This window comes from Stenotrophomonas sp. ASS1, assembly GCF_004346925.1.
GTDB lineage: Bacteria > Pseudomonadota > Gammaproteobacteria > Xanthomonadales > Xanthomonadaceae > Stenotrophomonas > Stenotrophomonas maltophilia_A.
This window is the reverse complement of record NZ_CP031167.1, coordinates 1354815-1376357: the sequence shown is the minus strand read 5'-3', so window position 1 is coordinate 1376357 and position 21543 is coordinate 1354815. Positions and strand designations below refer to the sequence as shown.

The following is a 21543-nucleotide window of genomic DNA, read 5'->3' as shown; positions in this document are numbered from 1 at the left end:
CGACTGGCAGTCGACCCTACAGATTCGGCCGATCCGGCCGATACCGCGCAACGGGTCCTACAGTACGGTGGATGGCAGGTGGTTCGCGCACTTCTGATCGGGGCGATGCTGGTCGCCAGTATGCCCGCGTGGGCCGATCCCGGCAGCACCTCCCTGCAGATCCGGCTGACTGTGGTCGAGGGCTGCAGCAGTGATGCCGGCAACACCCGATGCGCGGCACCGCACCGGCGCAGCGACGCGCCCGAGCTTCCGCAACAGATCCGCGACCTCGCGCCGCCGGCCGACAGCGACGACGCGGCGCCTGCCGTGACCCTCATCTACTGATGCGCATCCTGCTGAGCCTGCTGGCACTGCTGCTGGCACTGCCCGCTGCGGCGCTGGACCTGGTGCCCACCACCCTGCAGCTGCCCGCCGAAGGGGGGCACGGCGAGCTGTGGCTGTACAACCCCGGGCCCGGCCGCTGGCAGGGCGAGGTTCGGATCCTGGCCTGGGAACAGCAGGTCGATGCGGAAAAGCTGCGGCCCAGCGACCAGATCCTGGCCAGCCCCGCCCGGCTCGACCTCCCGCCCGGCACCCGTCAACGCATATGGCTGCTGCCTCGGGAGACGTCGCCCGTTGCCGTCGAGCAGGCCTACCGGGTGATCCTGAGCCCCAGCGGACCGGACCTGCCACGCTACTCGCTCCCCTTGTTCCGGGGGCATGCGGCGCCCCTGGCGCGGCCGGACCTGCATGCCGGGATCGAGCCCGGCACGTCGCAGCCTCTTCTGCGACTGCGCAACGCAGGTTCCGTTCACGCCCGCCTGCACGATCTTGCGTTCGTCGCCGGCGATGGACGCCGCACCCTGCTGCTGCCGGGACTGGCCGGCTACCTGCTGGCGGGCCGGGAACGCCGCTGGGCCCTCCCCGTCCATGCCGGCGGCTATGCCGGTGGCCATTTCCAGGCCCGGCTGCAGGACGGCCGCGTGGTCGATCTCACCGCGCCGGACCCGGCAATTGCAGCGAGCGCTCCCAGCGGGCTATAATCGACCGGATTCCTGCCGCCTGCGTGCGCGGGAGACCGTCCACACCGGACGTCACCGGTGAATCCACACCTGCTGCCCCCATCCGTGCCGGGGTGCTCCGCAAGGAGTTCGGCCACGGAGGCAACAGGGAAGCCCAACCCCGGAACCATCCGCGCTTCCACGCGTCCCGCATACCTATCCCGCGGGCGGAAACGCCGGTTCCATATCAGGAGTATTGCAATGCCCCAGGTCACCATGCGTCAGATGCTGGAAGCCGGCGTCCACTTCGGCCACCAGACCCGCTACTGGAACCCGAAGATGGCTCCGTACATCTTCGGCGCCCGCGGCAAGATCCACATCATCAACCTGGAAAAGACCGTCCCGCTGTTCAACGATGCGATGAACTTCATCTCGTCGGTTGCCCAGAAGCGCGGCACCGTCCTGTTCCTGGGCACCAAGCGCAGCGCCCGCGAAACCATCAAGGAAGAAGCCGAGCGTTGCGGCATGCCGTTCATGAACCAGCGTTGGCTGGGCGGCACCCTGACCAACTTCCGTACCGTCAAGCAGTCGGTTGCCCGCCTGAAGGAACTGGAAGCCGGTGAAACCGACGGCACCTTCGAGAAGCTGGTCAAGCACGAAGTGCTGGGCCTGCGTCGCGAGCGCGACAAGCTGGAAGCCTCGCTGGGCGGCATCAAGGACATGAACCGTCTGCCGGACGCCATCTTCGTGATCGACATCGGCCACGAAGACATCGCGATCAAGGAAGCCAAGAAGCTGGGCATCCCGGTCATCGCCGTGGTCGACACCAACTACAACCCGGAACTGGTGGACTACGCCATCCCGGGCAACGACGACGCCATCCGCGCTGTGCAGCTGTACGCCCGCGCCGCTGCCGACGCCGTGCTGGAAGGCAAGGCTGCTGCGCCGCACGCTGCTTCGGTGCGTGAGGAAGAGTTCGCCGAAGCTGCTGCCGAAGGCGAAGAGAAGCCGGCCCGCCGCGCTCCGGCCAAGAAGGCTGCCAAGAAGGGCGACGACGCCCAGGCCTGATCCAGGCCCCGGGGTGGACGCCCGGCGTCCACCCTCCCTGCGCGCAGCCTTTGGCGCGTGACAGGACCGTGTCACACGGGCCGGCCACCATGCCGGCCCAACCCCTTTCTTTCGTGAGGTAATCCCGTGGAAATCACTGCTTCCCTGGTCAAGGAACTGCGCGAGCGCACCGGCGCCGGCATGATGGAATGCAAGAAGGCTCTCACCGAAGCCAACGGCGACATCAACGCTGCTGCTGAAGCCATGCGCAAGTCCGGCGCTGCCAAGGCCGACAAGAAGGCTGACCGCGTGGCCGCCGAAGGCCGTCTGGGCCTGGCCCAGGATGGCGGCAAGGCCGTGCTGGTCGAAGTCAACTCGGAAACCGACTTCGTCGCCAACGATGACAACTTCAAGTCCTTCGTCAATGCCGTCGCCGCTGCCGCCCTGGCATCGGGCGCCAACGACGTCGAAGCCGTGAAGGCTGCCAAGCTGGCCGATGGCCGCACCGTTGAAGAAGCCCGCGCCACCGCCGTGCAGACCCTAGGTGAAAACATCCAGATCCGTCGCATGGTGAAGGTTGATGGCAACAACACCATCGGCGCCTACGTCCACACCAACGGCAAGGTTGGCGTGCTGGTCGACCTGGTCGGCGGCGACGTCGAGCTGGCCCGTGGCCTGGCCATGCACGTGGCAGCCCTGAAGCCGCCGCACAACAAGGCTGCGGACGTCCCGGCCGAGTTCGTCGAGAAGGAAAAGGAAATCGAGCTGGCCAAGATGTCCGAAAAGGACAAGGCCAAGCCGGCCGAGATCCTGGAAAAGATCATCAGCGGCAAGATCAACAAGATCGTCAGCGACGTGACCCTGTACGGCCAGACCTACGTGCTGGGCGACACCACCGTCGAGCAGGTGGTCAAGGCCGCTGGCGCCGACGTGGCGGGCTTCAAGCTGCTGATCGTCGGCGAAGGCATCGAGAAGGTGGTGGAAGACTACGCCGCTGAAGTTGCCAAGGCGATGCAGGTCTGATTCCAGCCTTCCGGCTGTGAAGCGACCAGAAGGAGCCGCGGGAAACCGCGGCTCCTTTTTTACGTATAGGCCAAGGGATGAACCCATGCCCCATCGGTGGGTGCGCACCGTTGGTGCGCACAACCGGCACCTTTGCGTTGCGCGCGAATCAAGCCGATACTCGGCGCAGGGAATCCACAGTCACATAGCAGGAACGAAAATCGCGGACTGTGATGCATTCCTAGGTATTCTTGTCCCAATGGAATTGAACGACCCGACATGCCTCCCGAGCTGACAGCTGCCCTGGCGCTCTGCCGCAACCTGCCCTCGCCACCCGGTATTGCCCTGCGCATCATCGAGCTGGCCCAGGACCCGGAAGCGGACATCGCCACCGCCGCCGACATCATCGCCATCGACATGGCGCTGAGCGCTCGCATGCTGCGCATCGCCAATTCGCCGCTGTACGCCAGCCGCCGCCGCATCGAGAACCTCGGCCAGGCGCTGACCATGCTCGGCCTGAATGCCACGATCAGCCTCGCCCTCGGCTTCACCGTCACCCAGGGCCTGACCGGTGGCGGCGGTGCCGACCACGACCTGCGCCAGCGCGCGTGGAAGCGCAGCATTCTCAGCGCCCTGGCCGCCAGCCAGCTGGGCCAGGCGCGCGGCCTGCGCCGGCTGGAGGAACTGATGCTGGCCGGGCTGCTGCAGGACCTGGGCGTGCTGTGCCTGGCCCAGGCCGAATCGGAGCGCTACCTGCCACTGCTGCGCGAAGCCCGTGACAATACCGATCTGGTCGCACGCGAGCGCGAGGAACTGGGCTGCAGCCACGCCGATGTCGGCGCCTGGGTGGCCGAACAGTGGGGCCTGCCGCGCTACCTGGTGGAGAGCATCAGCCACAGCGAGGACGACGACGCTGCCGATTCGCCGTTCCAGGCCTGCGTACAGCTGTCCGGCGCTGTCGCCGACATCTGGCTGGACGAAGACGCCGATGCCGCCCGCGAACGCGCCCTGCACCAGGTGCATGACCGGCTGGAGCTCGACAGCGCCCGTTTCGATCAGGTGCTGACCCGCATCAGCGATGCCCTTCCGGATATCGCCAGCCTGTTCGAGGCCGGCCTGAACTCGCCCTCGCGGGTCCGGGAGCTGATCGACCACGCGCAGGAGCTGGCCACCCTGCGCAACCTGCGCGAGTTGCAGGATGCCGATCAGGCACGCCGCCGCGCCGACGAATTCGAGGCGCGGGCCAAGCGCCTGGCCGACCAGGCCCACCGCGACGCCCTGACCGGCGTGCTCAACCGCCGCCAGCTGGAGGCGGTGCTGGAACAGGAGTTCCTGCGCGCCGGGCGCCAGGGCTGGCCGCTGTCGGTGGCCTTCATCGACCTGGACGACTTCAAGAAAATCAATGATGCCCACGGCCACCTGACCGGCGACGAGGTGCTGCGCGCCTTTGCCGGCAAGCTGCAGGGCCAGCTGCGCAACAGCGACACCGTGGCCCGCTTCGGTGGCGAGGAATTCGTCGCGCTGCTGCCCAACACCAGTGAATCGGTGGCGCTGGACGTGATCCGGCGTGTGCTGGCCAACATCGTCGCCACGCCGATGGCCGAGCTGGAGGAAGGCCCGCTGTTCGTCACCTTCTCCGCCGGCGTGGCCACCCAGGGCGGCTACGAACGCTTTGCCGACGTGCAGGACCTGCTGCGCGCAGCCGACGATGTGCTGTACCGCTCGAAGAACCTGGGCCGCAACCGGGTGATCGCCCGCTCCCCCGGCGCCCTCGGCCACGACGAGCTTTCAGCCACCGCCGGCGCCGAGCTGGGCTGAACGGGACGCCCCGCGTGAGCGGGGCGGACGGCAGGATTTCGCGCCGCAGTGCACAAAACACTTTGGCCCAACGCCGCATGCGCGTAGAATCGCCCGCGATTTCCACGCACCCGAGGTCCCTATGTCCAAGCTCGCCTATCGCCGCATCCTTCTGAAACTGTCCGGGGAGGCGCTGATGGGAGATGAGGACTACGGCATCGACCCGAAGATCATCAATCGCCTGGCCCGTGAGGTCATCGAAGCCCAGCAGGCCGGTGCCGAAGTGGCGCTGGTGATCGGCGGCGGCAACATCTTCCGCGGCGCCGGCCTGGCCGCCGGCGGCATGGACCGGGTCACCGGCGACCAGATGGGCATGCTGGCCACGGTCATCAACGCCCTGGCCATGCAGGACGCCCTGGAAAAGCTGGGCGCCAAGGCCCGCGTGATGAGCGCGATCAAGATCAACGACGTGTGCGAGGACTACATCCGCCGCCGCGCCATCCGCCACCTGGAAAAGGGCCGCCTGGTGATTTTCGCCGCCGGCGTCGGCAGCCCGTTCTTCACCACCGACTCCGGCGCCGCGCTGCGTGCGATCGAGATCGGTGCCGACCTGCTGCTGAAGGCCACCAAGGTCGATGGCGTGTACGACAAGGACCCGAACAAGTACAGCGACGCGGTCCGCTTCGACAGCCTGAGCTACGACGAAGTGATCCGCCGCGGCCTGGAAGTGATGGATACCGCCGCCTTCGCGCTGGCCCGCGACAGCGACCTGCCGATGCGCGTATTCGACATGGGCCAGCCCGGTGAGCTGCTGAAGATCCTCAACGGCGAGAACATCGGCACCCTGGTCCAGGGCCGCGATCCGGCCTGAGCCTGAGCGCCAGGCGAGCTGCGGGCCGATTCAGGCCCGGCAGCGTCCCGTATTCGCCTATAATCGCCCGATTCCAGTTACACCCAGGACCGGGCGATGCTCAACGACATCAAGAACAACGCGCAGACGCGCATGGCCAAGAGCATCGACGCTCTGAAGCACACCCTCACCTCGATCCGCACCGGCCGCGCCACCCCGGCCCTGCTGGACCGCGTCACGGTCAGCGCCTATGGCAACGCCAGCACCCCGCTGAACCAGGTCGCATCGATCTCCAACGCCGACGCCCACTCGCTGCTGGTCACGCCGTTCGACAAGAGCATGATCAAGGAGATCGAAAAGGGTCTCTACAACGCCGAGTTCACCCCGAACACCCTGGGCACCGCGATCCGCATCAACATGCCGCCGCCGACCGAAGAGCGCCGCAAGGAGCTGGCCAAGCAGGTGCAGAAGGAAGGCGAAGGCGCCAAGATCGCGATCCGCAACATCCGTCAGGACGCGAACAAGGAAATCGCCAAGCTGGTCAAGGACAAGGCGATCAGCGAAGACGAGAAGAAGCGCGGTGAGGACGACATCCAGAAGTTGACCGACACCAACATCAAGGACGTCGACAAGGTCGTTGCCGACAAGGAAAAAGAACTGCTGTCGGTCTGAAGTCGATGCCTTCAGTCCCGCCTCCGTTGCCGGCCGCCCTGCCCCGCCACATTGCCATCATCATGGATGGCAATGGGCGCTGGGCACAGCAGCGCCGTCGTCCGCGCGTGATCGGCCACCGGGCCGGCGCGCGTGCGGTCAACCGCACCATCGAGCGCTGCCTTGAGCTGGGCATTCCGGCGCTGACCCTGTTCGCGTTTTCCAGCGAGAACTGGGGCCGGCCGCAGGAAGAAGTCGATGCGTTGATGAAGCTGTTCCTCGGCGCGCTCGACCGCGAAGTGGACGAGCTGCATCGGCGTGGCGTGCGCGTGCGCTTCATCGGCGAGCGCGAACGCTTCGGTGCCGGGCTGGTCAGCCGCATGCAGCTGGCCGAGCAGCGCACCGCAGACAACACCACCCTGACCCTGTCGATCGCCGCCAGCTACGGTGGCCGCCAGGACATCGCCCGTGCCGCGCGCGCGCTGGCCGCTGAAGTCGCCGCCGGCCGCCTGCTGCCCGAACAGATCGACGAATCGCTGCTGGGCAGCCAGGTCGCCCTGGCCGACCTGCCGCCACCGGACCTGTTCATCCGCACCGGTGGCGACACCCGCATCAGCAACTTCCTGCTGTGGCAGCTGGCGTACACCGAGCTGTGGTTCACCGAGGCGCTGTGGCCAGACTTCGATCCCGCCCTGCTGCAGCAGGCGCTGGACGCCTACGGCAGCCGTGAGCGTCGTTTCGGCCTGACCAGCGCCCAGATCGCCGCACTGGCCACCGAGACTTCCAGCCCATGACCAAGACCCGAGTCCTTGCCGCGCTGATCATGGCGCCGGTCGCCATTGCCGCGATCCTGCTGCTGCCGACCCAATGGCTGGCAGCGGCGGCCGCTGCGGTTCTGCTGATCGGCCTGTGGGAGTGGCTGAAGCTGGCCGGCATCGAAGACACCCTGGCGCGCACCGTGCTGCTGGTACTGAACCTGCTGCTGATGGTGCTGCTGGTGTGGGCCGATGGCAGCACGCTGGTGCTGTTCCAGATCACCACATTGGCCGGTGTTGCCTGGTGGCTGGCGGCGCTGGTCTGGCTGCGCTTCTTCAATTTCGGCGCGCAACCGTCGGCGCCCTCGCGCATCGTGAAGATGCTGGCCGGTACGCTGGCCATCGTTCCAGCCTGGGCCGCGCTCGTGCTGATCCATGCCGGCGGCGATCCGCCGGGCAAGCAGGGCCACCTGTGGCTGCTGGCTGCGCTGGCACTGGTCTGGGCGGCCGATTCGGGCGCCTATTTCGCCGGCCGTCACTTCGGCAAGCACAAGCTGGCCCCGCGCATCAGCCCCAACAAGACCTGGGAAGGCCTGTTCGGCGGCCTGCTGGCCGGTGTCGCCGTGGCCGTCGGCCTGGGCTGGCTGGCCGGCATCGATACCGCACACCTGCCGGGCCTGCTGATCACTTCGGTGGTGGCCGTATTCGCCTCGGTGCTGGGTGATCTGTTCGAAAGCCTGATCAAGCGCCACGCGGGCGCCAAGGACTCGGGCCACCTGATTCCGGGCCATGGTGGCGTACTCGACCGTGTCGACGGCGTCCTGGCTGCAGTGCCGGTGTTCGCACTCGGCAAGGAAATCTTCGGGTTCTGACCATGAATGCTGTCGCAGACCTGCGCCGGGTCGCCGTATTCGGCGCCACCGGCTCGATCGGTGCCTCCACGCTGGACGTGATCGCCCGCCACCCGCAGCGCTACCAGGCCACCGTGCTGGCCGCCGGTCGTCAGGTGCAGGCGTTGCTGGCACTGTGCCGCCAGCACCGGCCCGCGCACGCGGTGATCGCCGACGAATCGCTGTTCGTTGAGCTGCGCGATGGCCTGCGCGATGCCGGACTGGCCACCGAGGCGCATGCCGGCCATGCCGCGCTGGACCAGCTGGCCGCCAGCGATGCCTGCGACACCGTGGTCGCCGCCATCGTCGGTGCGGCCGGGCTGTCTTCCACCCTGGCCGCCGCCGCCGCGGGCAAGCGCATCCTGCTGGCCAACAAGGAATCGCTGGTGCTGGCCGGTGAGCTGCTGACCCGCACCGCTGAACGCGCCGGCGCCGAGATCATCCCGATCGACAGCGAACACAGCGCGATCTTCCAGTGCCTGCGCTCGCGCGATGCCAGCGTCGATGGTGCCGGCGTACGCCGCATCCTGCTGACCGCCTCCGGCGGCCCGTTCCGTGGCCGCAGCCGCGCCGAACTGGCCCAGGTCACCCCGGCCCAGGCCGTTGCCCACCCGAAGTGGTCGATGGGGCCGAAGATCTCGGTCGATTCGGCGACGTTGATGAACAAGGGCCTGGAAGTGATCGAGGCCCACCACCTGTTCGGCATCCCCGGAGAGCGCATCGAAGTGCTGGTGCACCCGCAGAGCCTGGTCCACTCGCTGGTCGAGTTCGTGGACGGCTCGACCCTGGCGCAGATGGGCCTGCCGGACATGCGCACCACACTGGCCGTTGGCCTGGGCTGGCCACAACGCATTGAATCGGGCGTATCCGGGCTGGATCTGCTGGCCCAGGGCCGGCTCGATTTCGAGGCCCCGGACACCGACGCCTTCCCCTGCCTGGCCCTGGCCTGGCAGGCGATGCGGGCCGGCGGCACCGCCCCGGCGGTGCTGAACGCTGCCAATGAAGAGGCGGTTTCAGCGTTTCTTCAGGGCCGGATCGGTTTCCTGACCATCCCGGAGCTGGTTGCTAACGCTCTTTCAACACTGCCGACCCAGCCAGCCGATACACTGGAGGTCCTGTTGTCCGCCGACCAGCGGGCACGCCAGCTGACCCTGAACGCCATCGACGCCGCCTGAACGACCGCCTCGCCCAGCATGACGACGCCGCCCCTGCCCGCCACTGTGAGCCTGCATGACTGACTTCATCGGATCGGTCTGGTGGATGATTGTCAGCCTCGGGCTGCTGGTCACGTTCCACGAGTTCGGGCATTACTGGGTCGGGCGCCTGTGCGGGGTCAAGATCCTGCGCTTCTCGGTCGGCTTCGGCCGGCCGCTGTGGTCGCGCCGGGACAGGAACGGCACCGAGTTCGCCATCGCCGCCATCCCGCTGGGCGGTTATGTGAAGTTCCTGGACGAGCGCGAGGTCGAAGTGCACCCGCACGAGCGCGGCCAGGCCTTCAACCACAAGACCGTCTGGCAGCGCATCGCCATCGTCGCCGCCGGACCGATCGCCAACCTGCTGCTGTGCATCCTGCTGCTGTGGGCGATGTTCGTGATCGGCAAGCAGGATTATTCGCCGACCATCGGCCGTGTCAGCGGCATCGCCGCCAGCGCCGGCCTGACCAGCGGCGACCGCGTGCTGCGCGTGGACGAGCGCCCGGTGGTCACCCTCGGCGAGGCCAGCATGGCGCTGACCGCCGCCGCGATGGACCGCCGCGACGTGAAGCTGGAAGTGCTGGACCCGGCCGACCAGGTGCGCGTGCGCAGCCTGCCGCTGTCGCAGCTGCCCCCCGGCTTCGATGAACGGCGCGTGCCGATCCTGGCTGGCCTGTACTGGCAGTCGTGGCTGCAACCGGCGCTGGTCGAGTCGCTCACCGCGGACTCCGTGGTGGCCGGGCAGCTGCAGCCGGGCGATCTGATCGTAGCGATCGACGGCCAGCGCATCGACGGCGCCGACCAGGTCATCGGCGAGATCCAGACGCTGGGCCGCGCCGGCGGCCCGGGCATGATCGAGGTCCTGCGGGGCGGCGAGCGCCTGGCGCTGGAAGTCACCCCGCGCCAGGGCAAGGATTCAAAGGGCGAGCCGATCTGGCAGATCGGCGTGCAGTTCCCGACCTCGTTCAGCCCTCCCTACGACACCCTGCTGCGCTATGGCCCGCTCGACGCGGTCACCGTGGCCGTGCGCGAAACCGGCCGCCTGGCGGCCGATTCGCTGGGAATGATGGGCCGCATCGTCACCGGCAAAGCCTCGCTGCAGAACGTTTCCGGGCCCGTCACCATCGCCCGGGTAGCCAACATCTCGGCCAAACGCGGCCTGGACTGGTTCCTGCAGTTCCTTGCCCTGCTGTCACTCAGCCTGTGCATCATCAACCTGTTGCCGATCCCGATCTTGGACGGCGGCCACCTGCTGTATTACCTTATCGAGTTGGTCAAGGGCAGCCCGCTGAGCGAGCGTGCCATCGCCGCCGGCCAGTACATCGGCCTGGCGTTGCTGGCCGGGCTGATGGGGTTGGCGTTCTACAACGACATCCTCGGCCTGGTCCCGCGATGAACTTTTCCACGTTGTTGCCGTCTACAGCGTCGGCATCCCGCACCAATGAAATCGACCTTCCTACCGGACGTGACATGACGCGACTCCCCAATCGCCGCCTGCTGGCCCTCGCCCTCGCCGCCGTCACCGGCGCTCCCGCCCTGGCCCAGGCAGCCGAGCCCTTCACTGTCAGCGACATCCGCGTGGATGGCCTGCAGCGCATCAGCTCGGGCACGGTATTCACCTACCTGCCGGTGGAGCGTGGCGAGACGGTCACCGACAACAAGGTCGGCGAGACCATCCGCGCCCTGTACAAGACCGGCTTCTTCGAAGACGTGCAGCTGGACCGCCAGGGCAGCATCCTGGTGGTGACCGTCAAGGAACGCCCGGCGATCAACAAGCTGACCGTGACCGGCAACAAGGACATCAAGTCCGAGCAGCTGCTCAAGGGCCTGTCCGACATCGGCCTGACCGAGGGCGGCACCTTCGATCGCCTGAGCCTGGACCGCGTGACCCAGGAACTGCGCCGCCAGTACAACGACCGCGGCAAGTACAACGTCGAGATCACCCCGACGGTGAGCCCGCTGGACCGCAACCGCGTGGACATCGCGATCGCCATCAAGGAAGGCAAGGCGGCCAAGATCCGTCACGTCAACCTGGTCGGCACCGAGAAGTTCGAGAGCAAGGACATCCTGGAGACCTGGGAGTCCAAGGAGCACAACTGGGCGTCGTGGTACCGCCGTGACGACCAGTACTCCAAGGAAAAGCTGTCCGGCGACCTGGAAAAGCTCAATTCCTGGTACCTCGACCGCGGCTATGTCGACTTCAGCATTGATTCGACCCAGGTGTCGATCAGCCCCGACAAGCGCGACATGTTCCTCACCGCCGGCGTGACCGAAGGTGCGCAGTACAAGATCTCCGAGATCAAGGTCAGCGGCGACACGATCCTTCCGCAGGAGGACGTCGAGCGCATGGTGATCCAGAAGTCCGGCGACACGTTCTCGCGTGCGCTGCTGGAATTCAGCTCGGACACCATCACCAACTCGCTGTCCAACATCGGCTACGCGTTCGCCAAGGTGAACCCGATCCCGACCACCAACCGCCCCGAGCAGACCGTGGCGATCAACATGCAGGTCGTGCCCGGCCCGCGCGTGTCGGTGCGTCGCATCCTGTTCCGTGGCAACACGCGTACGTCCGACGAAGTGATGCGTCGCGAAATGCGCCAGTTCGAGAACAGCTGGTACTCGCAGGCCGCGATCGACCGCTCCAAGATCCGCCTGCAGCGCCTGGGCTACTTCGAGTCGGTGGACGTTGAAACCCCGGCCGTGAGCGGCAGCAACGACCAGGTCGACGTCGTCTACAACGTCAAGGAAACCACGTCCGGCAGCTTCGTGTTCGGCCTGGGCTACTCGCAGTCCTACGGCATGACCACCTCGGTGCAGCTGTCGCAGAACAACTTCCTCGGCGGCGGCAACCGCGTGTCGGTCGAAGCCTCGCGCAGCAGCTACCTGCAGCGCTACGGCTTCAGCTACACCAACCCGTACTTCACCGATGACGGCGTGTCGCTGGGCTACAACCTGTCCTGGCGCGAACTGGACTACTCCGACTTCAACACCGCGCAGTACAACAGCACCAATGGTTCGGCGCAGGTGGTGTTCGGCGTGCCGATCACCGAGACCGATACCGTCTCGCTGATGTTCGGCATCGACAGCAACCAGATCACCACCTACCAGGGTTCGACCCCGCAGTCGATCATCGACTACATCAACGCCGTCGGTAGGCGCACGTTCCATGCCTGGCGCACCGAGCTGGGCTGGGCGCGTGACTCGCGCAACGACTACTTCATGCCGACCCGCGGTACCTACCAGCGCATCGGCCTGGAAACCACGCTGCCGGGTTCGACCATCGAGTACTACAAGCTGAACTACCAGATCAGCAAGTACTGGCCGATCATGCCGTCGCTGGTGATCAACACCCGTGCCGAAGTGGGCTACGGCGATGCCTATGGCAACGACTACACCCGCACGCTGACCAACCCGGACGGCACCACCCGTACGGTGACCGCCAGCGGCCTGCCGTTCTTCGAGAACTTCTACGCCGGCGGTACCAACTCGGTGCGCGGCTTCGAAGACAACACCCTCGGCCCGCGCGAAGTCACCAACGGTTACCCGGAAGGCCAGCCGCTGGGTGGTTCGCTGAAGACCGTCGGTTCGGTCGAAGCCTACTTCCCGCGCCTGTTCGACAGCCCGTCGGCACGCGTGTCCGCCTTCGTCGACTTCGGTAACGTCTACAACGGCACCAAGAACTTCAAGGCCAACGAACTGCGCGTGTCCACCGGTGTGGCCCTGCTGTGGCGCGCCCCGGTCGGCCCGATCTCGATCAGCTACGCCTTCCCGCTGAAGAAGGAAGACGATGACAAGATCGAACGTCTGCAATTCACGTTCGGTGGCCAGTTCTGAGGAACGTCGTTCCTCAGAACTGATCCACCTCCGGTGAATTGCCCGCGCATTTCACCTATCCCCCGCGCCGTTACGCATGCCATCCATGGCATGCGCCCTTCGGGCCGTTGCATGGCAACGTTGGGAATCGCTCCTGCGATTCCCAGCGGCGCGCCCCCCTTAACGAAGGGGGGCTCTCCACCAGACGGGATGCGAAGCGCCGGGCTCTGCCCGGCGTTTTCGTTTGGCCTGGATGCCGGAAGCGCCCGCTCTGCTTTTGATCTTTTCTGTTTTTCCGTGGCTGGCACTCGCGCCACGCCCTCGGAGGTCGGACGGGGTGGGGCTGCGGGGGTGTGAGCCGCATGGATGCGGCGACCAAGGCTACATGGACGTACTTGCGCCGCCCCCCGCAGCCCCGCCCCGTCCGACCCAGCCCATGACACTGGCTCTGCCGGCCGCGAGGGGCCCTGCCGTTGGCTGCATGACCGCCCCGCATGACCGCAATGCCGTCACACGTTAAACTCCCGCCGTGAATACTCCCACCTACACCGCCCAGCAACTCGCCGAGCAGTTCGGCCTGCAGGTCCACGGCGACCCCGCCACCGCCATCCATGGCGTGGCCACCCTCGCCCATGCCGGTCCTGGCCAGCTGACCTTCCTCGCCAACCCGCGCTACCGCGCCCAACTGGCCGACAGCCAGGCCTCGCTGGTAGTCCTGCGTGCCGACGACGCCGAGGCCGCCCCCGGCGCCGCGCTCGTGGCCAAGGACCCGTACACCACCTTCGCCAAGATCGCCGCGCTGTTCGACATCGCGCCGACGCGCCCGCCCGGTATCCACCCCAGCGCCGTCATCGATCCCAGCGCGCAGGTCGCCGCCAGCGCGCATATCGGCCCGTTCGTCTCCGTCGGCGCACGCAGCGTGGTCGGCGAAAACTGCATCATCGGCACCGGCAGCGTGATCGGCGAAGACTGCAGCCTGGACAACGGCTGCGAGCTGATCGCGCGGGTCACCCTGGTCACCCGGGTCAAGCTCGGCAAGCGGGTTCGTGTGCATCCCGGTGCCGTGCTCGGCGCCGATGGCTTCGGCCTGGCCATGGACGCCGGCAAGTGGATCAAGGTGCCGCAGCTCGGCGGCGTGCGCATCGGCGATGACTGCGAGATCGGCGCCAACACCTGCGTCGACCGTGGTGCGCTGGAAGACACCGTGCTGGACGAAGACGTGCGCCTGGACAACCTGGTGCAGATCGCGCACAACGTGCAGATCGGTGCGCACTCGGCCATCGCCGGCTGCACCGGCATCGCCGGCAGCGCCAAGATCGGCCGCTACTGCCTGCTCGGCGGCCACGTTGGCGTGGTCGGCCACCTCGAGATCTGCGACAAGGTCGTGATCACCGGCAAGTCGGTGGTTCGCAATTCCATCCATGAGCCGGGCGAGTACTCGTCCGGCACCCCGTTGACCGACAACCGCACGTGGCGCAAGAACGCCGCGCGCTTCAAGCAGCTGGACGCATTGGCTCGCCGCGTCCTGGCTGCTGGCAAGGAGAAAGAATGAACGACACGCTGCAGCTTCCGATCGACGTCTGCCAGATCCAGGAACTGCTCCCGCACCGCTACCCGTTCCTGCTGGTGGACCGGGTGCTTGAGCTCGACATCGACGCCAAGCGCATCCTTGCGCAGAAGAACGTCAGCATCAACGAGCCGTTCTTCCAGGGCCACTTCCCGGGCCGCCCGATCATGCCCGGCGTGCTGATCATCGAAGCGCTGGCGCAGGCCGGTGGCGTGATGACCCAGCTGACGCTCGGCCGCGATGCGCAGTCCAAGCTGTTCTACATGGTCAAGGTGGAAAATGCCCGCTTCAACAAGCAGGTCGTTCCCGGCGACGTGCTGATGCTGGATGTGCAGATGAAGCGCCTGATCCGCAACATGGGCTGGTACTACGGCGAAGCCAAGGTCAACGGTGAAGTCGTTGCCTCGGCCGAAGTCATGTGCGCCGGCGCCAAGGGCTGATCCACTGGAGGCAGGAATGACTGACAACGCACCGCGGATCCACCCGACCGCCGTCATCGACCCGGCCGCGCGCCTGGCCGATGACGTCCAGGTGGGCGCGTTCACCCTGATCGGGGCCGATGTGGAAATCGGTGCCGGCACGGTGATCGGCCCCCACTGCAGCATCCACGGCCCGACGAAGATCGGCCGCGACAACCGCTTCATCGGCCACGCAGCCGTCGGTGGCGAACCGCAGGACAAGAAGTATGCAGGGGAGCGCACCGAGCTGGTGATCGGCGACCGCAATGTGTTCCGCGAGTTCGTCACGCTGAACCGTGGCACCGGCGGCGGCGGCGGCATCACCACCATCGGCGACGACAACTGGATGCTGGCCTACACGCACGTGGCGCATGACTGCCATGTCGGCAACTTCTGCGTGTTCTCCAACAACACCACCCTGGCCGGCCACGTGACCGTGGGTGACTACGTGATCATCAGCGGCTTCGCCGGGGCCCACCAGTTCTGCCGGATCGGCGCGCATGCCTTCCTCGGCATGGGCGCGCTGACCAATGGCGATGTTCCGCCGTTCACCATGGTCGGCACCGATTCGTTGGGCCGCCCGCGCGGTATCAACAGCGAAGGCCTGAAGCGCCGCGGCTTCGACGCCGAGCGCATTTCCGCCATCAAGCGTGCCTACCGCACGCTGTACGTGGCGGGCCTGCCACTGGCCGAAGCCAAGGTGCAGCTGACCGAACAGGCGCGCGACAGCGATGACGTGAAGGCCATGCTGGACTTCATCGAGCACGCCGAGAGGCCCTTGCTGCGATGAGCAGCACGACCGGCCAGGCGCCGGCCGGCGCCGCCGTGATTCCGCTGGCCTCGATGGCCGGCAGCGTCCCCGCGCAGCGGGTGCTCAGCGAGCGCCCATTGCGGATCGCACTGGTGGCCGGTGAGGCCTCCGGTGATCTGCTGGGTGCGGGCCTGGTGCGCGAGCTGAAGGCACGCTTTCCGAATGCCGAATTCGCCGGCATCGGTGGCGATGCCATGCGCAGCGCCGGCTGCCTGACCTGGCACGATGCCAGCGAGCTGGCGGTGATGGGCCTGACCGAAGTACTGCGCCACCTGCCACGCCTGCTCAAGCTGCGTTCCGCGTTCCGCCAGCGTGCGCTGGAATGGCAACCGGACGCGTTCATCGGCATCGACGCGCCCGACTTCAACCTGGGCATCGAACGCTGGCTGAAGCAGCGCGGCGTGCGCACCGTGCATTACGTGAGCCCCTCGGTCTGGGCCTGGCGCGAGAAGCGCGCCGAGAAGATCGGCAGCAGCGCTGACCTGGTGCTGTGCCTGTTCCCGATGGAACCGCCCATCTATGCCAAGCACGGCATCGACGCGCGTTTCGTTGGCCATCCGATGGCCGATGACATCCCCCTGCAGGGCAACCGCGAGGAAGCGCGCGCCGCGCTTGGCCTGCCGACGTCGGCCAAGGTGCTGGCGGTGTTGCCAGGCAGCCGCCTGGGCGAAATCTCGCGCCTCGGTGAACCCTTCTTCGAAGCCGCCTGGCAGGTCTCCGAGCGCATCCCCGGCCTGCACGTGGTGGTGCCTGCCGCCAACCCCGCATGCAAGCGGCTGATCGAAGAGCAGCTGTCGCGCTCAGCGCTGCCGGTCGCGTACTCGCATGTGCTCGACGGCCAGGCGCGCAACGCCATGATCGCGGCCGACGTGGTGGTGCTGGCGTCCGGTACCGCGACCCTGGAGGCGATGCTGGTGAAGCGGCCGATGGTGGTCGGCTACCGTGTCAACGAGCTGACCTACCGTCTGGTCAAGGCATTCGGCCTGATCAAGGTCGACCGCTTCGCCCTGCCCAACATCCTGGCCGGCCAGGACCTGGCACCGGAGCTGATGCAGCATGACTGCACGCCGGACAAGCTGGCTGCGGCCATCCAGCAATGGTTCGACCACCCGCAGCGGGTGACCGACCTGCAGGACACCTATGCCCGCCTGCATGAGCGCCTGCGCCGCAATGCGTCGGCACGTGCCGCCGACGCCGTCGGCGAGCTGCTGATGCGCGACCAGGCCCAGGCATGAGCCGCCGCCATGCCGCAGCGGCCAGCCTGACCCTGTTCGATGGCGCGGCGGTGGTCGAGCCGGAGCGCCTGGTCGCCGGCGTCGACGAAGCCGGTCGTGGCCCGCTGGCCGGGCCGGTCGCGGTGGCGGCCGTGGTGTTCGACCCGGCACGGCCGCGCATCAACGGCCTGGACGATTCCAAGCAGCTGACCGCGGCGCGCCGCGAGCAGCTGCATGACCGCATCATCGAGCGCGCCCTGGCCTGGCATGTGGTGCTGGTGGACGTGGACACCATCGACCGTCTGAACATCTACCAGGCCACCCTGCAGGGCATGCGCGACGTGGTCGCAGCGGTCGCCCACGTGGCCGGCTTCGCGCGCATCGATGGCAACGTGGTGCCCAAGGGGCTGGTACTGCCGGCGCAGGCGCTGGTCGGCGGCGATGGCATCGACCGCGCGATCATGGCCGCCTCGATCCTGGCCAAGGTCTCGCGCGACCGCTACATGCAGGAGGTGCATGCCCGCCATCCGCAGTACGGCTTCGAGCAGCACAAGGGCTACGGCACCCCGGCCCACCTGGCCGCCCTGCGCGAGCACGGCCCCTGCGTGGAGCACCGGCGCAGCTTCGCCCCGGTGCGCGAGTGCCTGGAAACAGCGCCAGCCCCCGCGATCACAGCCATCGCTTGAACAACGGCTGCCGGGTATCGTCCGGCGCTTTCACGGCAATGTGAACGCCTCCGCTGGCGCCGGGCCATGCCCGGCGACATTCGCGCAATCGGCGCACCGTCAAGTCCTTGTCGCTTCCCCCTGCCCTCGCTACCCTGACCGGGCACTCCAGCGCATCCCGACCCCGGCGACGATCTTCCGTCAGCACCCGGGGCCCGCGCGCTCCAACCTGGTCCGGCATGTCCAACTCCCGCTTCGTACATCTCCACGTCCACACCGAGTTCTCGCTGGCGGACTCGACCATCCGCGTGCCGGCCAAGCCCGACCAGGCGGACCCGAAGAAGGCCAAGCAGGCCAACCTGCTGTCGCGCTCGGTCGAGCTCGGCCTGCCCGCGCTGGCGGTGACCGACCTCAACAACCTGTTCGCCCTGGTCAAGTTCTACAAGGCCGCCGAAGGCGTGGGCATCAAGCCGATCGCCGGCGCCGATGTACTGATCGCCGAGGAAGGCCAGGACCCGTGGCGGATGACCCTGCTGTGCCGCGACCGTGAGGGCTACCTGAGCCTGTCGCGGCTGCTGACCCGCGCCTGGATGGAAGGCCATCGCCCGGAAGGCGGCGTGGCAATCCACCCGGACTGGCTGAAGGCCGGCAACGCCAACCTGTTCGCACTCGCTGGCCGGCAGAGCCTGGCCGGGCGCCTGGCGTTGGACGGCAAGCATGAACTGGCCGAGCAGCAGCTGGCCGACTGGCAACGCGTGTTCGGCGACGGTCTGCACCTGGAGCTGACCCGCACCGGCCGCGAGGGCGAAGAAACCTTCAACCAGTTCGCGCTGATGGCCGCCGGCCAGCGTGGCCTGCCGGTGGTGGCCAGCAACGACGTGCGCTTCCTGTCGCCGACGGATTTCAGCGCGCACGAAGCGCGCGTGTGCATTTCCACCGGCCGCGTGCTGGACGACCCCAAGCGCCCGCGCGAATACAGCGACCAGCAGTACCTGAAGTCGGCCGAGGAGATGTGCGCGCTGTTCGCCGACATCCCCGATGCGATCGACAACACGCTGGCGCTGGCCGAGCGCTGCAACATCGAGATGCGGCTGGGCACCTACTTCCTGCCCAACTACCCGGTGCCGGACGACGAGACCCTGGACACCTGGATCCAGAAGATGTCGCGCGATGGCCTGGAAGAGCGCCTGGAGAAGAATCCACTGGCGCCGGGCAAGACCCGCGAAGAGTATTTCGAGCGCCTGGAGTTCGAGCTCAACACCATCATCAAGATGGGCTTCCCGGGCTACTTCCTGATCGTGGCCGACTTCATCCAGTGGGGCAAGAACCAGGGCATTCCGATCGGCCCGGGCCGTGGTTCGGGTGCCGGTTCGCTGGTGGCGTGGGCGCTGAAGATCACCGATCTGGACCCGCTGCCGTACAACCTGCTGTTCGAGCGATTCCTCAATCCGGAACGCGTGTCGATGCCCGACTTCGACATCGACTTCTGCATGGATCGCCGCGACGAGGTGATCGACTACGTCGCACGCAAGTACGGGCGCGAGCGCGTCAGCCAGATCATCACCTACGGCACCATGGCCGCCAAGGCGGTGGTGCGCGACTCCGGCCGCGTGCTCGGTTTCCCGTACGGCCTGGTCGACGGTGTCTCCAAGCTGATCCCGAACATCCTCGGCATCCACCTGAAGGATGCGCTGGGCAAGGGCAAGGAAGGCCCGAGCTCGGAAATGGCGTCGGCCGAACTGATCCAGCGCTACGAGACCGAGGACGATGTCCGCGACCTGATCGATCTGGCGCTGCAGCTGGAAGACCTGACCCGCAACGCCGGCAAGCATGCCGGTGGCGTGGTGATCGGGCCGGAGCCGCTGAGCGAGTTCTGCCCGCTGTACGCCGAACACGACGAGAACGGCCTCGGCAAGAACCCGGTCACCCAGTTCGACAAGAACGACGTGGAAGAAGTGGGCCTGGTGAAGTTCGACTTCCTCGGCCTGCGCACGCTGACCATCATCGACTGGGCGGTGAAGGCGATCAACAAGCGCCATGAGCGCGCCGGCATTCCGCCGGTGGACATCGCCGCGATCCCGCTGGACGACACGCCCACCTACAAGGACATCTTTGCCAACGGCAATACCGGCGCGGTGTTCCAGTTCGAATCCTCGGGCATGCGCCGCCTGCTGAAGGACGCGCGCCCCGACCGTTTCGAAGACCTGATCGCGCTGGTGTCGCTGTACCGCCCCGGCCCGATGGACCTGATTCCTTCGTTCAACGCGCGTAAGCACGGCCAGGAAGAAATCATCTATCCCGATCCGCGCACCGAAGCGATCCTGAAGGACACCTACGGCATCATGGTGTACCAGGAGCAGGTGATGCAGATGGCGCAGATCGTCGGCGGCTACTCGCTGGGCGGCGCCGACCTGCTGCGCCGCGCGATGGGCAAGAAGGTGCCGGCCGAAATGGCCAAGCACCGCGAGATCTTCCGCGAAGGTGCGGCCAAGGACGGTGTGGACGAAGCCAAGGCCGATGCGATCTTCGACCTGATGGAGAAGTTCGCCGGTTACGGCTTCAACAAGTCGCACGCCGCTGCCTATGCACTGGTCAGCTACCAGACCGCGTGGCTGAAGCGCCACTACCCGGCCGAGTTCATGGCGGCCACGCTGTCCTCGGACCTGGACAACACCGAGAAGGTGGTCGGCTTCCTGGACGAAGTGCGCAACCTCGGCCTGACCGTGCTGCCGCCGAAGGTGAACCACTCCGCCTTCATGTTCGAAGCCGTCACCCCGGACACCATCCAGTACGGTCTGGGCGCGATCAAGGGCGTCGGCCAGGGTGCCTGCGAAGCGGTGGTGGACGAGCGCCTGAAGGGTGGCGACTACAAGGACCTGCTCGACTTCTGCACCCGCGTCGGATCGGCCAAGCTCAACCGGCGCACGCTGGAAGCGATGATCAACTGCGGCGCACTGGATGAGCTCGGGCATAACCGCGCCTCGCTGATGCTGCAGCTGCCGGAAGTGATCAAGGCCACCGACCAGATGGCGCGCGAACGTGCGTCCGGGCAGAACTCGCTGTTCGGCGGCCCCGACCCGAGCGCGACCACGATCCAGCTGGATCTGCCTGAAGCCGAGGAATGGCCGCTGCTGCAGCGCCTGAACGGCGAGCGCGACACGCTGGGCTTCTACCTCAGCGGCCACCCGTTCGATCCCTGGCGCGACGATGTGCGCGACCTGGTCGGCAACGACCTGGGCTCGGTGGAGAAGATCTGGAGCGCCAACAGTGGCGGCGGCGGCGGCGGCGGCGAGAAGCGCTGGCGCCCGGAAGTACAGACCGTGCTGGCCGGCCAGGTGGTCGGCGTGCGCCGCAAGGGCGAGAGCCAGATCTTCATCCAGCTCGAGGATGGCCGCGGCCGCGTCGAGTGCAGCGCATTCTCCGACGCGATGGCCGAGTTCGGCCACCTGATGACCAAGGACCGCATCCTGGTGGTCAAAGGTGGCCTGCGCGAGGACGAGTTCAACGGCGGCTTCGCGCTGCGCATCCGCCAGTGCTGGGACTTCGACGAAGTCTGCGCCAACTACGCCACCCGGCTCTCGCTGCGCCTGGACCTGCGCCAGCAGCGCCCGGTCTGGGAGCGCATCGACGCCCTGCTCGACCGCCATCGCCCCGGCCGCACGCCGCTGCGCCTGGACCTGCTGCTGAAGGGGCCGCACGGCGGCGTCGCCGGCATGCTCGATGTGTCCGGGCAGAGCGCGGTACGCATCGATTCCAAGCTGATGGAGGCGCTGCGCGCCGACCCGGCCGTGCGCACCCTGAAGGTGCGCTACAGCCCGCCGTGGGCCAGCTGAAGCTGGCTCCCTGGTTT

General features: G+C 67.1%; 18 protein-coding genes. All 18 read left to right on the top strand.

Translation table 11 applies throughout. The features are described 5' to 3' along the window. The first annotated feature begins 105 nt into the window (after positions 1–105). The 18 genes from MG068_RS06370 to dnaE all read left to right on the top strand — a co-directional run bounded on the left by MG068_RS06370 (position 106) and on the right by dnaE (position 21526). Positions 106–324 carry a hypothetical protein gene (locus tag MG068_RS06370; protein ID WP_071228441.1) on the top strand — a complete coding sequence of 73 codons (219 nt, stop codon included), beginning with the start codon at positions 106–108 and terminating at the stop codon, positions 322–324. Further along, complete coding sequence (locus MG068_RS06365) at positions 324–1022, top strand: fimbrial biogenesis chaperone (RefSeq protein WP_132809704.1); 699 nt, start codon at positions 324–326, stop codon at positions 1020–1022. Before MG068_RS06370 ends, MG068_RS06365 begins: the two co-directional genes overlap by 1 nt. Positions 1023–1241: 219 nt before the next feature. Next, complete coding sequence (rpsB, locus tag MG068_RS06360; RefSeq protein WP_005408748.1) at positions 1242–2048, top strand: 30S ribosomal protein S2; 807 nt, start codon at positions 1242–1244, stop codon at positions 2046–2048. Between the two features lie 126 nt (positions 2049–2174). Beyond that, entirely contained in the window at positions 2175–3050 is an 876-nt protein-coding gene (tsf, locus tag MG068_RS06355) for a translation elongation factor Ts (RefSeq protein ID WP_032127939.1), read from the top strand. Positions 3051–3308: 258 nt separating this feature from the next. Beyond that, complete coding sequence (locus tag MG068_RS06350) at positions 3309–4847, top strand: GGDEF domain-containing protein (RefSeq protein ID WP_132809702.1); 1539 nt, start codon at positions 3309–3311, stop codon at positions 4845–4847. Between the two features lie 121 nt (positions 4848–4968). Next, on the top strand, positions 4969–5697 hold the full coding sequence (pyrH, locus tag MG068_RS06345; protein ID WP_012510513.1) for a UMP kinase: 729 nt from the start codon (positions 4969–4971) through the stop codon (positions 5695–5697). A gap of 96 nt (positions 5698–5793) precedes the next feature. After that, positions 5794–6348, top strand: coding sequence for a ribosome recycling factor (gene frr / locus MG068_RS06340; RefSeq protein ID WP_032127942.1), 555 nt, complete (start codon positions 5794–5796; stop codon positions 6346–6348). A 5-nt stretch (positions 6349–6353) separates the two neighbouring features. Further along, positions 6354–7121: a polyprenyl diphosphate synthase gene (gene uppS, locus MG068_RS06335; protein WP_032127943.1), complete on the top strand. Its 768-nt coding sequence runs from the start codon at positions 6354–6356 to the stop codon at positions 7119–7121. Continuing rightward, positions 7118–7954, top strand: a complete 837-nt coding sequence (locus tag MG068_RS06330) for a phosphatidate cytidylyltransferase (protein WP_010486331.1) — start codon at positions 7118–7120, stop codon at positions 7952–7954. Before uppS ends, MG068_RS06330 begins: the two co-directional genes overlap by 4 nt. A 2-nt stretch (positions 7955–7956) precedes the next feature. Beyond that, the gene (locus tag MG068_RS06325) at positions 7957–9147 is read left to right on the top strand and encodes a 1-deoxy-D-xylulose-5-phosphate reductoisomerase (protein ID WP_132809700.1); all 1191 of its coding nucleotides are present in this window, start codon (positions 7957–7959) and stop codon (positions 9145–9147) included. A 55-nt stretch (positions 9148–9202) separates the two neighbouring features. Beyond that, positions 9203–10561 (top strand): RIP metalloprotease RseP, encoded by a 1359-nt coding sequence (gene rseP / locus MG068_RS06320; protein ID WP_132809698.1) that lies wholly within the window; start codon positions 9203–9205, stop codon positions 10559–10561. Positions 10562–10635: 74 nt separating this feature from the next. After that, positions 10636–12999 (top strand): outer membrane protein assembly factor BamA, encoded by a 2364-nt coding sequence (gene bamA / locus MG068_RS06315; RefSeq protein WP_049463624.1) that lies wholly within the window; start codon positions 10636–10638, stop codon positions 12997–12999. A gap of 508 nt (positions 13000–13507) precedes the next feature. Beyond that, positions 13508–14530, top strand: a complete 1023-nt coding sequence (gene lpxD / locus MG068_RS06310; RefSeq protein WP_010486339.1) for a UDP-3-O-(3-hydroxymyristoyl)glucosamine N-acyltransferase — start codon at positions 13508–13510, stop codon at positions 14528–14530. After that, positions 14527–14985: a 3-hydroxyacyl-ACP dehydratase FabZ gene (gene fabZ, locus MG068_RS06305; protein WP_005408737.1), complete on the top strand. Its 459-nt coding sequence runs from the start codon at positions 14527–14529 to the stop codon at positions 14983–14985. Before lpxD ends, fabZ begins: the two co-directional genes overlap by 4 nt. Before the next feature lie 16 nt (positions 14986–15001). Beyond that, positions 15002–15793, top strand: a complete 792-nt coding sequence (gene lpxA / locus MG068_RS06300; protein ID WP_032128327.1) for an acyl-ACP--UDP-N-acetylglucosamine O-acyltransferase — start codon at positions 15002–15004, stop codon at positions 15791–15793. A gap of 53 nt (positions 15794–15846) precedes the next feature. Then, positions 15847–17049, top strand: coding sequence for a lipid-A-disaccharide synthase (lpxB, locus tag MG068_RS06295; RefSeq protein ID WP_132811118.1), 1203 nt, complete (start codon positions 15847–15849; stop codon positions 17047–17049). Next, positions 17046–17714 carry a ribonuclease HII gene (gene rnhB / locus MG068_RS06290; protein WP_049461544.1) on the top strand — a complete coding sequence of 223 codons (669 nt, stop codon included), beginning with the start codon at positions 17046–17048 and terminating at the stop codon, positions 17712–17714. The genes lpxB and rnhB overlap by 4 nt, the downstream gene beginning before the upstream one ends. A gap of 218 nt (positions 17715–17932) precedes the next feature. Further along, on the top strand, positions 17933–21526 hold the full coding sequence (dnaE, locus tag MG068_RS06285; protein ID WP_132809696.1) for a DNA polymerase III subunit alpha: 3594 nt from the start codon (positions 17933–17935) through the stop codon (positions 21524–21526). Positions 21527–21543: the final 17 nt, after the last annotated feature.